11 protein-coding genes and 1 pseudogene are annotated in these 12,266 nt (G+C 67.4%); 6 read left to right on the top strand and 6 right to left on the bottom strand.

Annotation, left to right across the window (positions count from 1 at the left end; translation table 11 throughout):
• Positions 1-4: 4 nt before the first annotated feature.
• Entirely contained in the window at positions 5-544 is a 540-nt protein-coding gene (locus KV110_RS28375; protein ID WP_393540127.1) for a GNAT family N-acetyltransferase, read from the bottom strand.
• Complete coding sequence (locus tag KV110_RS28370) at positions 541-1,755, bottom strand: MFS transporter (RefSeq protein ID WP_218470287.1); 1,215 nt, start codon at positions 1,753-1,755, stop codon at positions 541-543. Before KV110_RS28370 ends, KV110_RS28375 begins: the two co-directional genes overlap by 4 nt.
• A gap of 53 nt (positions 1,756-1,808) precedes the next feature.
• Between KV110_RS28370 and KV110_RS41880 the strand changes: the two genes are divergently transcribed.
• The 4 genes from KV110_RS41880 (at position 1,809) to KV110_RS28355 (ending at position 5,837) form a co-directional block, all read left to right on the top strand.
• Positions 1,809-1,934 (top strand): hypothetical protein, encoded by a 126-nt coding sequence (locus KV110_RS41880; RefSeq protein ID WP_281427689.1) that lies wholly within the window; start codon positions 1,809-1,811, stop codon positions 1,932-1,934.
• Entirely contained in the window at positions 1,931-3,175 is a 1,245-nt protein-coding gene (locus KV110_RS28365; protein WP_218470286.1) for a cytochrome P450 family protein, read from the top strand. The genes KV110_RS41880 and KV110_RS28365 overlap by 4 nt, the downstream gene beginning before the upstream one ends.
• Before the next feature lie 58 nt (positions 3,176-3,233).
• The gene (locus KV110_RS28360) at positions 3,234-4,793 is read left to right on the top strand and encodes a flavin-containing monooxygenase (protein ID WP_218470285.1); all 1,560 of its coding nucleotides are present in this window, start codon (positions 3,234-3,236) and stop codon (positions 4,791-4,793) included.
• Positions 4,794-4,901: 108 nt separating this feature from the next.
• Positions 4,902-5,837, top strand: coding sequence for a LysR family transcriptional regulator (locus KV110_RS28355; protein ID WP_218478994.1), 936 nt, complete (start codon positions 4,902-4,904; stop codon positions 5,835-5,837).
• On the opposite strand, the gene KV110_RS28350 is transcribed toward KV110_RS28355, so the two are convergent.
• A complete protein-coding gene (locus KV110_RS28350; protein WP_218470284.1) occupies positions 5,804-6,982 on the bottom strand; it encodes a hypothetical protein in 1,179 nt (392 codons plus the stop codon). The two genes, KV110_RS28355 and KV110_RS28350, sit on opposite strands and share 34 nt — an antisense overlap.
• Positions 6,983-7,603: 621 nt before the next feature.
• Between KV110_RS28350 and KV110_RS28345 the strand changes: the two genes are divergently transcribed.
• Positions 7,604-8,551, top strand: coding sequence for a hypothetical protein (locus tag KV110_RS28345; protein ID WP_246634036.1), 948 nt, complete (start codon positions 7,604-7,606; stop codon positions 8,549-8,551).
• Here KV110_RS28345 and KV110_RS28340 read toward each other — a convergent pair.
• The 3 genes from KV110_RS28340 to KV110_RS28330 form a co-directional block, all read right to left on the bottom strand.
• On the bottom strand, positions 8,517-9,749 hold the full coding sequence (locus KV110_RS28340; protein WP_218470283.1) for a sigma factor-like helix-turn-helix DNA-binding protein: 1,233 nt from the start codon (positions 9,747-9,749) through the stop codon (positions 8,517-8,519). The genes KV110_RS28345 and KV110_RS28340 overlap by 35 nt on opposite strands.
• Positions 9,750-9,846: 97 nt before the next feature.
• On the bottom strand, positions 9,847-10,911 hold the full coding sequence (locus KV110_RS28335) for a cobalamin-independent methionine synthase II family protein (RefSeq protein WP_246634035.1): 1,065 nt from the start codon (positions 10,909-10,911) through the stop codon (positions 9,847-9,849).
• 148 nt (positions 10,912-11,059) lie between these two features.
• Entirely contained in the window at positions 11,060-11,389 is a 330-nt protein-coding gene (locus KV110_RS28330) for an ArsR/SmtB family transcription factor (RefSeq protein WP_218478989.1), read from the bottom strand.
• An 86-nt stretch (positions 11,390-11,475) separates the two neighbouring features.
• Here KV110_RS28330 and KV110_RS28325 point away from each other — a divergent pair.
• Positions 11,476-12,244, top strand: a pseudogene (locus KV110_RS28325) (glucose 1-dehydrogenase).
• Positions 12,245-12,266: the final 22 nt, after the last annotated feature.

Here is a 12,266-nt window from a genome sequence, read left to right as displayed (position 1 = left end):
CGAGTTAGAAAACCACCCGCATCACGAAGTCGTGGTGCAGTTGGCTACCGACGGTGAAGGTCTTGGTGCCGACCGTGCTGAACCCGTGCTTGCCGTAGAACCGCTGCGCCCGCACGTTCTCCTGGTTGACACCGAGCCACACCCCGGCGAACTCGCCCTCCCTGGCGCGCTCCATGCAGGCGATCATGAGTGCCGTCGATACCCCGCTGCCGTGGTGGCCGGGCAGCACGTACATCTTGCTGATCTCCACCACCGGCCGCAGGTTCACCGCCTTCGCGACCTCCGGATCGACCGGGTCGCCCGCGATGAGCATCGCGTAGCCGACGATGTCGTCGCCGGCGACGGCCTTGAGGACGGTCCTGGCCGGATCGCTCAGGTACTCGCCGAACCGCTCGCCGGACAGCACGTCGGTGATGAAAATGTCGATGTCGTCGGAGGTCGCCTCCGGCGGGCAGGCGAGTGGAAAGGTTGCCGCCGCAACGTCACTGAGTTCTTCGGCGTCCCACAGACCGGCCCTGTCGACGGTGACTGGGATGTTGCTCATTCGTCCAGTACAGCACGATCACCGGCAGAGGTGGGATGTTTGTCTGCTTCAGGCCGCGAATGGAACACTCGCGCCAAGACGATCAGCGCCGTTGCGAACACCAGTGGGATCACGAATCCGATCCGATGCCCGAAACCGGCCGCGATCGCGCCGACCACACCACCGCCCACCAAAGTCCCTGCGTAGTTGAACAGGTTCAGTCGTGCGATCAGCACGTCCAGCCCGCGACCGCTGGTCAATTGCCCGGCCTCGCTGAAGCACAGCGGCGCGATCACCGGCATCCCGAGACCGGCGATGAGGAATCCGACGATCGCGACGCCCGGCCCGGGTGCGGCGATCACGATCGCCAGTCCGATCACTCCGATGGCCGCCGCGGTCCGCACCACCCGCCGCGGCCCGTACCGCCGCACGAACAGGTCGCCGGTGAGCCGCGCGAGCAGGGACGCGCCCTGATAGGCGGCAAGCGCCAGTGCCGCCGTAGCCGATGTGGCGAGCAGATCGTCGGACAGATACAGCGCCGACCAGTTGCCAACGGACAGATCGATCGCGAACACCAGCGCCATCGCGATGCCGAAGGCGAGATACGCGCGCAGTGCGACGGTCCCGGGGTCGGCGGCTTCCTCGGCCGGGCTCGCTTCGGCCTCCCGGGGGCCAAGCAGCCGCGGTCCGATCATCAGCCCGATGACGAGCACGATTCCCGCCGCCGTCAGCAACGACTCGCGCAGCGTGACGTCCAGGGCCTCGCACCCCGAAACGAACAGCGCACCGGCAATCGATCCCGCACTCCACGCGGCGTAGAACGAGGACAGGATGAACGTCCCATACCCGTGCTGGATGAACACCGCCTGCATATTGGTGCTCGCGTCGACGATGCCCACCGCGATCCCGTAGCAGCCCAGGGCGATCAGCAGCACCGTGGTATTCGGCGCGAAGGCGATTCCGGTGCCGGTCAGCGCGATACCCAGCAGACCGATGCGCAGGGTGACCCGGCTCGACCAGCGCAGCGCCAGCCGCTCCGCGGTCACGCTGCCCCCGCCAGCGAGCAGCGACACCAGCACTACCGAGCCCACGATCAGCCCGTCGGACAGCCCGAATTTGTCCTTCTGTTGCGGCAAGTGGGTCAGCACCACGGCGAAGAAGAACCCCTGCAACCCGAACGCGAACGAGTTCGCGACCCGGGCGCCCCGCAGGAGGGGCGCGATCGAACTCATCTGCGCAGGGTAACGGGGTCGCGAGGGTGTCGCGCGGCGAATGGAGCACGCGCGTGCGGCGCAGATCGACCACCGCGATCGACCGGATGATCGCGCTCTCGGCACTGGCCGGGTTCGATGGCGCGTGTCACTATCGAAGGGCCGCAACGAAACTCGCGAACGGGGAGGCGGGCCGATGATAACCCTGCCAGCGGAGTTCTTTCGTACACCGTATGCCTTCTACGAGCAGCTGCGGTCGGCCGGTCCGGTGCACCGGATCCGGCTGCGCACCGGCGTTCAGGCCTGGCTGGTCGTCGATTACGACGCCGCCAAGGAGGCGCTGCGCCACCCGGGTATCCGCAAGAACCCGTATTCGCCGGCGGGTGTGCGGGCCCGGCACGCCGCCGCGGGTGACGGCAGGGTCATCCCGGCCAATCAACGCTTGAGTCACCACCTGCTCTATGCCGATCCGCCAGAGCATTCGCGGCTGCGCAAACTCGTCACGCCCGCGTTCGCGCCCGCCAGGATGGCGGCACTCGCGCCGCGGATCACGGCGATCGCCGACGAACTCCTCGACGGAATCGACCGCGCGGTCGATGCCACCGGCCGGGTGGACCTGCTGGCGGAGTACGCCTTCCCGCTGCCGATCACGGTGATCTGCGAGCTGCTCGGCGTGCCTGTCGAGGACCGCGCGCGGTTCCGGGACTGGTCCGCCGCCGTGGTCGATACCCCGATGGCCACGCCGCAGCGGATGGTCAGCGCGACCGACGCCATCGTCGACTACTTCGACCGGCTGGTGGCGCTGCGGCACACGAAGGCGCACGGCGACGATCTGATCTCGCACCTGCTGACCGTCACCGACGACGACGGCGATCGGCTCGGTCACGACGAACTGATCTCGATGGCATTCCTGATCCTGGTGGCCGGCCACGAGACGACGGTCAATCTGATCGGCAACACCGTGCTCACCCTGCTGACCGACCCGCCGCGGTACCGCGCACTGCACAACGACCCGGACGCCGTCGCGCCGCTGGTCGAGGAGATGCTGCGGTACAACGGCCCGGTGAACGTGGCGACGATGCGCTACACGGCCGCTCCGATCACCCTCGGCGGCACCAAAATACCTCCGGGCGAACTGGTGCTGGTCGCCCTTGCCTCGGCGAATCGTGACGAACGTCATTTCGCCGATCCCGCGGCGTTCCATCCGGACCGGTCGAGCAACCACCTCGCCTTCGGCCACGGCATCCACTTCTGTCTCGGCGCGGGCCTGGCCCGGTTGGAGGCCAGGATCGCGCTGACCCGGCTCGTCGGGCGCTATCCGGAGCTGCGCCTCGCCGTCGATGACGACGATCTGCGCTGGCGGGAGAGCATTCTGATCCGCGGCCTACAGGATCTGCCGGTCGATCTGGCGGGCGCTGCGGTGGACTCGGCGATGCGTTGAACCACCGTTTCCGCCAACCGACTTTGCTGTGCGCCCCGAGCGACGTAATCTCCTGCGCATGACGAGCGGAAACCGCATCGCGATCGTTGGTGCGGGTATCGCAGGTCTTGCCTGCGCGAAAGTGCTGATCCAGAAGGGTTTTCCGGTCGAGATCTTCGACCGTGCGCCCGATGTCGGTGGCGTGTGGAGTGCGACCCGCAGGTACCCGGGGCTGCGAACCCAGAATTCCAAGAACACCTACCACTTTTCCGACTTCCCGATGCCCTCGGACTATCCGAAGGTGCTCGACGGCGAGCAGATGCAGGCCTATCTCGCCGCCTACGCCGACCACTTCGGTCTGCGCGAGCATTTGCGGCTCAATACCGAGGTGGTCGCCGCGGACCCGGTGGACAGCGGGTGGCTGCTCGAGGTCCGGGACGAGGGCGGGATACATCGGAGCTCCTGCGATCACCTGGTAATCGCCAACGGGGTGTTCAGCGAACCCAACATTCCGGACTATCGCGGCGTCGAGCTGTTCCGTGCCGCCGGTGGGCAGCTCGGTCACGTGTCGGAGTTCCTGGATGTCGAAGCGGTGCGCGGCAAATCCGTCGTCGTCGTCGGCTATGGCAAATCGGCCTGCGACATCGCCGAGGCGGTGAGCGACGTCGCCGCCTCGACCACCGTGGTGGCGCGGCGGCTGCTGTGGAAGATGCCGCGCACCATGGCGCGCGTGCTCGACTTCGAGCGGCTGATGCTGACCCGCTTCGGCGAAGCGCACTTCCACCACCTGGAACCCGGCCGGATGGACCGCTACCTGGACGGACCGGGAAGTTCGTTCCGGATCAGCAATCTCGACCTGATCCAGGAATTGGCCACCAAACGGATGAACCTGCGCGAACTCGGTCTGCTCCCGGAGGGACGCTTCGAGGAGATCGCCGAGAGCACCGTCGGCCTCACCACCGAGAACTTCTACGAGCAGGTGGCGAACGGGCGCATCGTGGTGCACCGTGACACGACGATCACCGAAATGTACGGCGGCCGCGAGGCACCCGCCGTGCGGCTGTCGAACGGGCAACTCCTCCCGGCCGACATCGTCGTGTGCGCCACCGGTTTTCAGCAGCGGGTGCCGTTCCTGACGCCGTACGTGCAACGCAGGCTCACCGACGAACACGGCAACTTCCGGCTGCACCGGCAGATCCTGCCGCTGGACGTGCCGAATCTGTCCTTCACCGGCTACAACTCCTCGGTCCTCAGCACCGTCAACGCCGAGGTCAACGCCCACTGGATCGCCGCACTGCTCGCCGGTCATTTGAAACTGCCGCCGCATGACGTGGCGAGCGAACAGATCGACGCCCGCTTGCGCTGGATGGACGAACGCACCCGCGGCCACCATGCGCACGGCACCGCCGTTGTGCCGTTCTCGATCCGCAATATCGATGAGATGCTGGCCGACCTGAAGTTCCGGCTCCCGCTGCGCACCCGTGCGGCCCAATGGTTCCGCACCGTTCGCCCCGAGTCCTACCGTGGACTGCACGACCGTCACAAGCAGCGCCCGGAACCAACCATCCCACCCGGACCGGTCGCGGATCCGACGCCGCTGGATCGGCACCCGGCCCAAACACCGGGCGGCTCCCGCTAGCCGAGCAGTCCCGCAGCAGATCGAGTAGGAGTCGGCGACTCGCCGATTGCCGCCAGCGGAATATTGGTGATCAGTCATTCCACTGGTGATAATCCACGAGTGGAGGCCCTGGATATGAATCTGCTCGTGGCCCTGGACGCGCTGCTGGCGACGAACAGCGTCACGCGGGCGGCCGAACGGCTGCACACCTCGCCGCCCGCGATGAGCCGGACGTTGGCCCGATTGCGTCAGGTGCTGGGTGATCCGCTGCTGGTGCGGGCAGGGCGCAGCCTGGTGCCGACGCCGCGTGCGCTGGAATTGCGTTACGAGGTCGGCGCTCTGGTCGAGCAGGGACGGGCATTGCTGACACCGCGGGCCGCGATCGATCCGGCCGCGTTGAAGCGAAACTTCGCGGTGCAGGCGAGTGACATGGTGCTCACCGAGTTGGCCGCGCCGCTACTGGCCGCAGTGCGCGCGCAGGCACCGGGGGTGACGCTGCGTTTCCTGCCCGACACCCTCGAAGGGACCGCGGCCCTGCGTGACGGCCGGGTCGATATCGAGGTCGGGGTCATCGACCATGCCGATCCCGAGACGACGGTGCGACGGGTGCTCGGCGACCGCGTGATCGGGATCGCCGCGGCCGATCATCCGCTGGTCACCGAACGGGTCACGGTGGCCAGGTTCGCGGCGGCGGCGCACCTGAGCATTTCGCGAAACGGTCACCCGCGCGGGCCGATCGACGACCGGTTGGCGCTGCACGGTCGTACTCGCCGGGTGGTCGCCACCGTGCCGAATCTGACCACCGCGTTGTTCGCGGTGCACGGCAGCGATCTGATCTGTCCGGCGCCCGCCCTATTGAGCAGGTCGGCATTGCCCGCGCTGGGGTTGTGCGCCTTCGAGATTCCGCTGCCGCTGCCGGAAGTGGCGATCGGCATGGCCTGGCATCCGCGCAATGCCGCCGACAGCGGGCATCGCTGGCTGCGCGAGCTGATCGCCGCTGTCCTGTCCAGGTCGGCGGCAACCGATCCCGGTCAGGACAGCGGCGGTGGGCTCGACAACCGGTAGTCGCGCGGCGTTTCGGTGCTGCGCTCGGGCTGATAGCTGGTCGAGTTGAGGTCGCTCGCCGGTGGTCCGAAGACGTCGGAGCGCCCCAGCGGCGCCGCGGCGGTCCGCTTGAGCTCATCGAGCATCGCCTGGAGTTTGTCGACGTGGGAGTTGTCGACCGGGATCGCGTCTTCGTCGGCACGGTGCGCCCCGGTCAGCGCGGTGCCGTTGTCCGCCGGTGCCGCACCGTTCGTGGCACTGCGCGATAGACCGTGGTCGCCGCTGTCCGGCGACGAGGGGACCATGCTCTCGTAAGGCTTCTCGTGCGGCGTGGTGAAGTTCTGATACGACGAGCCGGCCGGTTCGTGTGGTGCGGTGAAGTTCGCCTGCCGGACGGGCAGCGGCTCGCGTGGCGTCGGCGCGGTGAAGTTCTGGGACGGCGCGGCGCTCGGCTCGCGCGGCGTGGGGGCGGTGAAGTTCTGGGACGGCGCGGCGCTCGGCTCGCGCGGGGTCGGTGCGGTGAAGTTCTGCGCAGGCTCGTACCCGGCGGGCTCGCGAGGGGCGCTGAAGCCGCGTTGCGGCACCGAGTTCGCCTCGTGGGCCGCGGAATCACGGGCCGGTGCCGCGTCGCGCGGAGCGGACGCGCTGTCGTAACGCCGGGAGACGCTCTCCCGGGTAGCGGTGGCGTTGTCCCGGGTCGCGGTGGCGTTCTCGCGCGCCGTCGCGGTGTTCTCCCGGGCGGTGGGGACGATCTCATGGGGCGTGCCGACGCTCTCCCTGGCGGCGGGAGTGCTCGCGGCGGCGTTGGATTCGCGCTGGACCGCGGCATTCGGCTCGGCCGCCGCGGCGTTCCGGCGCGACGCCGCGCGCGGTAGCGGACGTTCGGCGCGCTCGCCCTCCGGCGCGGCATGCGATGCGCCGCCGGACTCGACCTTCGTCAACCGCCGGTCGATGCCTGAAATGTCCTGTCCGGCACCGAAAGCCCACGCCTCGAGCTTGGCCAGTCGTGCCTCGACGCTGCGGTCGGCGGGCGCAACCGGGGTGCTGTCGACACCGTCGACCCGCATCGCCACGGCGTCCAGTTTGTCGCTGACCTCCCGGAGAACCGCCGCGATGCTCGACAGCATCGCGCCGATCGACTCGCCGGTCTCTTGACCGTGCTCCATCCAGTAACCCACTTCCCCGTATCGGCCCAGCTCGCACTCGGCCGGACGATTCTATCCGCCCAGTTGGAAATACGTAGTTCACGACCGGGACCTCGCTGACGCGCGGCTCCGTCGTTCACCAGGGGCGCTGTGTTGTCGGTTCACTCGCTGACGCTCGCCCGCGAAGACCGGTTCGGTACCGGCTCCTTGGATCTGATCGAAGCAGCGTAGGCGGGCCGTCCTGCGCCGTTGCAGGCGGAGGTCGGCGCGATCCGGTTTGTCCGGAACAGATCTGCTTACCAATCGGCGACCAGCCGTGGCGCACCCCGGTCGTAGCCTATGCGCTTTCTCGCTCCGGTGGCAGCTCGAACGACGGCACCGGCGCGGGTAGGCGCGCGGCGTGCTGATGTCGCAGGATGGCGGCTACTGTCAATCCACCGATATATGCGTGTCGTTGTGGCCGTTCGCTCCGGCGAAATTGCTTGTGCCACAGCCTACACCAGGCGTTCAACCGGAAATTTGACACGGTGGCGCACCCGGGCGCGGGGTAAAGGGGACTGGCGAGGTTCGCGAGTCTGACGCACTCTTGATCTATGGCGTAGGTCGCCAGACCTGCGGTGGTTTGGGCAGGGGAGTGGTCGCGTGAGAACGAAGCAGCGGGCGGAGATCGCCTGCGGTCGCCGGGCGATGCTCGCCGAGTTGGGTATCGCGGACGGTCCGGGCAGAGCGCGCCGGCAGTCCGCGGGCTACGGGTGCAAGTGTCCGGAATGTGACGCCGCGCAATGGGATATGCGGCGGTTGAAATATTGGTTGTGTGGCAGGTTGCTCGCGTATGGCGCCGAGGTGGCCGAGGTGGACCGGCGAGTGGATGGGCTGCCCGTTGACATCTATTGGCGCAAGGGGGAGCGCGAGTTCGTCATCGAGGTGCGCAGTGGCCCGCTGGAACGCGCTCTCGCACAGGAACATACGGAGCGGTTGCGCGCGGCGGGGATCGAGGACGTGCTGTGGCTGTGCCCGCCCGGCTACTGGGTCGATCATCTGCACGCGCTCGGCATCGCCGATTTCGCCCCGCCCGCATGCGATTACCAGGCGGTGTGCGGTGTGCTGGACACCGCGCACAGCGCGGTGGCCGCGCCGCGGCGGCACCCACTCGAGCTCCGTGACTTCATTCACGGCTGGGTCACCGGCGACATCGTCTGGGGTTATCGCGATGTGACGACAGGAGGTTGGGCCACCGTGGCCGATTGGGAACACCACACCAAAACGCAGGCGATGATCATCGCCCGCCAGCGCCAGGAGCTGGTCAACCAGCGCACCACGCTGGCCCTGTCCCGGAAATCGGTGCGCGACAAGCAGAAATATCTCGTCAAACTGACGCTCCGGTTGGAGCGGGCGGAGCAGGAGGCGCAGGAGCGCGCCGAGTCACTGGCGCAGGCGCGGCGCAAACTCGACGACCATCACCGCCTCGACACGTCGTTGCGCGCCACCATCAAGAATCTGCAGCAGACCATCAATCACTGGCAGTTGATGACCTGCTGCGCGATGATGCTGATCGTCACGTTCGTGGCGGGTGCGATGGTGGTGCGCTGAGCTGAAACGGCCCGCGGTCCCAGCGCCATTCGTTGCGCAGCACCAGCGCGACGAAATCGAGCAGTTCCAGGCCGGGCTCCGCGCGCAGCTGCCGAATCGTCGGCCAGGAGACCGGTCCGCGCTCGACGAGTTCGGTCAGCTGGGCCGCGGTATGCGCGTCGACCTTGCGCGCGAGCAGATCAGGGATGCCGAGGAGGCTGCCGGTCCAGATGAGCCAGCCCCAACCCTTGCTGTGCGCATAGGCGCGCCCGGCGGCGGCCTTCGTTCGATTGACGTGGAAGGCAACGTGTCCGAGCGGCTGGACATCGATCAACACGACCCGGCCATCGGTGAGCCGGGCGACGATGCTCGGGTAGCAAACCTGCTCGGTGCCGTCCCGGTGGTAACCGACGGCGGCGGGCTGTTCTTGAAATGAGTCGACGAGGTCACTCGCGTTGAGGATCCACAGCAGCCGCGCCTCCAACCCGGAATCGAACGGCACATCGCGCCCGACCTTGTCGAGGTAGAAACGGCCTCGTCCGTCATCGTCGCTGTCGACGGTCCGGGCCGAGACCACCGGCAGCGCATCCGGTGTCGCGGAGCCAGGCCAATCGACTTGCCCCAGCCACGGATTCAGTTGACTCGTCGCGCGCGGTTCCGCGTCCCGCAGTTTGGCGAGCCGCCGGTTCGTCTTCTTCTGCCAGGCCGCGATGCGTTGCGTCACGAATCCCGCGATCCGCTTCGCGTCCTCGGACGCGTGCCCGGCCAGCCGCAACTTCAAGTACGACAACTCGTTTGCCGCGATGTCGGTGTCGGTGGCGTAGGTCTCCACCAGCAGCGCCCGCACCAGCTGCTGGTCGCGCGCGCCGATCGGGTAGCGCTCGGCGAACACATCCGCCGCCCGGTGACCGCTCAACTGGGCGTTGCGAATCAGCTGCCCCACCGCCTTGGTATGCAGCTGTCGTATCCGGTCGCGGGACAGGTCGTAGCGCGCGCCGATCTTGGCCAGCGTCTCGGGCTGTTCGCCGGTGACACCGAGCCGATAGGACAGGAGCTCCCCGTCCTTGGCCTTGCGGTCGGCCTGCATCGCGATCAGCTCGGCGAGCAGCTCGTTGACTTCCTCGAGCCCGAACGAAATATCGTCCTGCAGATCGAGTAGCTCGGGGTCCGTCCCGTCCGCCGTAACAGCGGGTGCCTCGACCTCCCGGCTTGCCGTCACGCTGCGACCCCCTCGGCTCGGTTCCATGTGCGGCTCAGCCTAATGCCGTGCACCGACATTTCCGCCGCACCGACCGCGCCGAGGGCGTCGCCTCTGGTCAGACTCCTAGCTGCTCAGCGGCCAGCGCCGTGCCGTCGATGCGCGCCCTGATCTTGGCGAACGCCGTCTCCCGCGAGGTGGACGTGTCGTCGGCGAAGGGGGAGAACCCGCAGTCGTCGCAGGTGCCCAACCGGTCGACCGGAAGGTGGCGGGCCGCGGCCAGCACCCGGTCGCGCACCTGCTCCGCCGTCTCCACCCGCGGATCGATCGGATCGGTGACGCCGACGAAGATGCGCGCGTCCGCGGGCAGATGCTCGGCGATGACGGCGAGCACCTTCTCCGGTTCCGCCTCGCTGGCGAGTTGGACATAGAAGTTGCCCGCCTTCAGCTGCAAGAGCTTCGGCAGCAGCGCGGTGTAGTCCACATCGAGGCTGTGCGTCGAATCCTGATCGCCGCCGGGACAGGTGTGCACGCCGATCCGCGCCCGCTCCTCGGCCGAGAAGCGTTCGAGGACCAGGTTGTTCAGCTCGATGAACTGGTCGAGGACGCCGCCGCTCGGGTCGAGCTTCAGCGACAATCTGCCCTCGGTGAAGTCGAGCTGCACCACCGGCGCACCGGCGTCGAGACAGCCGCGGATGTCGGCTTCGGCCTCGGCGATCAGATCCGTGAGGAAGGTTTCTCGCGGATAGCTCTCGATGCTGTCGGCCGGATACAGCAGGCTCAACGCCGACGGCGCGATCACCGCCTGCTTCACCGGCACGGTCGCCTGGGCCTGGGCCGCGCGCAGATAGTCGGCGGCGTGGGCTTGATATCGGAACGGCCCGCCGGTGAGCACCGGCAACTGCCGCTGATGCCCGTCGGCGAACGGAATCGCCACGCCCTCCGCCGCCAGCTGGGTCAGCCCGGCGATCGGATACGTGACGAAACTGGGTTTGCTCTGCTCACCGTCAGTGACGACCGGTGACCCTATCTCTTCGAGTCGGCGGATAGTGTCACTGACAGCCCGCTGCTGAACTTCAGCGAGCGCGGCGTCATCGATCTCGCCTGCTCCGTGCGCTGCCATCGCGGCCAGCAACTCTTGGGGACGTGGAATGCTTCCGATTGGCTCCGTAGGGATGCTCACGTTCGCGAGTGTAAGTGAACCGTGCTGTTCGCAAGTCCCAAATCGGCTGCGCCTGTGAGAAATTCACGATCTTGGTACCTGAGTTGGGAGACGCGACAAGACGTCGAGTCCGGAACAGTGTCCCCGCACAGGTCCGCGACAGTGGTGCTCAGCGCCGCGCCGCGGTCGAGCCCTCGGCTTCGCGTCGTGCCGCGGCGAGCAGAGAGTCCAGCAACCCTGGGAAGCGGGCGTCGAGGTCTTCGCGGCGCAACGATTGCAGGGTTTCCCGGCCGGACGGTCGTTGCCAGATGATCCCGGCGTCGCGCAGCACCCGGTAGTGATGGGTCAGATTCGATTTCGGCACACCGTCCACGATCGAGCCGCAGGTGTGCTCGCATCCGTCGGCCAGCACTCGAACGATGCACAGTCGCAGCGGATTTCCCAGGGCGGCGAGCACGTTCGCCAACCTGATCTGATCCCGCTCGGGATGTGCCGCCATCACGCCGACAGGATAGCTCGATTGTTGACATACAGTCCAACTGTACGTAAGTATTTGAACAGTTCAACGGTCTGAGAGGTCTTCCCATGCGCGCCAACAGTTCTCGATTCGACGACAAGATCGCCCTCGTCACCGGCGGTACCAGCGGGATGGGGCTGGCTACCGCCCGCCGGTTGCTCGACGAGGGTGCGCGGGTGGTCATCACGGGTCGGGACAAGTCCCGGCTCGATGCCGCGGTCGAGGAGTTGAATGGTGCGGACCGCGTCCTCGCGGTGCCCGGCGACGCCGCGAATCTCGCCGACCTCGATGTGCTGACCGCCGCGATCCAGGACCGGTACGGGCGACTGGACGTGGTGTTCGCCAACGCGGGTATCGGCGCGTTCCAGCAGGTCACCGACGTCACCGAGGCCGAGTTCTACCGCGTCGTCGATATCAATTTCAAGGCGGCGTTCTTCACCATCCAGAAGGCTCTTCCGCTGCTCGCCGACCATGCCGCGATCGTGATCAACGCGTCGTTCGCGCTGCATCGGGGCAGCCCGGGTGCCGCCCTCTACTCGGCGACCAAGGCGGCGGTACAGAACCTGGCGCACCCTGGCAGCCGAATTGGCGCCCAAGGGAATCCGCGTCAATGCCGTGAGCCCTGGCTACACCGCCACCCCCGCCTTCTACGCCGAAGCGTCGGCCGAAATCCAGTCTGCCGTCGTCGCCACGGTGGCCGCGGGCCGCATCGGTAGCGCCGAAGAGATCGCTGCCGCAGTCGCATTCCTCGCTTCGGACGAAGCGTCCTACATCAACGGGCAAGAGCTGATCATCGATGGCGGTCTGATCGCCGCGACACCCGCGGCGCAGATTTAGCCCCCCGCAGCGCGCCCGGTGC

Source organism: Nocardia iowensis (genome assembly GCF_019222765.1).
GTDB lineage: Bacteria > Actinomycetota > Actinomycetes > Mycobacteriales > Mycobacteriaceae > Nocardia > Nocardia iowensis.
The sequence above is the reverse complement of the archived record's forward strand: the minus strand, read 5'-3'. Positions and strand labels throughout refer to the sequence as shown.

Excerpts from the sequence above, each read along its gene's own strand:
- KV110_RS28375 (WP_393540127.1), bottom strand. The coding sequence starts at position 544 with ATGAGCAACATCCCAGTCACCGTCGACAGGGCCGGTCTGTGGGACGCC.
- KV110_RS28370 (WP_218470287.1), bottom strand. The coding sequence starts at position 1,755 with ATGAGTTCGATCGCGCCCCTCCTGCGGGGCGCCCGGGTCGCGAACTCG.
- KV110_RS28365 (WP_218470286.1), top strand. The coding sequence starts at position 1,931 with ATGATAACCCTGCCAGCGGAGTTCTTTCGTACACCGTATGCCTTCTAC.
- KV110_RS28360 (WP_218470285.1), top strand. The coding sequence starts at position 3,234 with ATGACGAGCGGAAACCGCATCGCGATCGTTGGTGCGGGTATCGCAGGT.
- KV110_RS28350 (WP_218470284.1), bottom strand. The coding sequence starts at position 6,982 with ATGGAGCACGGTCAAGAGACCGGCGAGTCGATCGGCGCGATGCTGTCG.
- KV110_RS28330 (WP_218478989.1), bottom strand. The coding sequence starts at position 11,389 with ATGGCGGCACATCCCGAGCGGGATCAGATCAGGTTGGCGAACGTGCTC.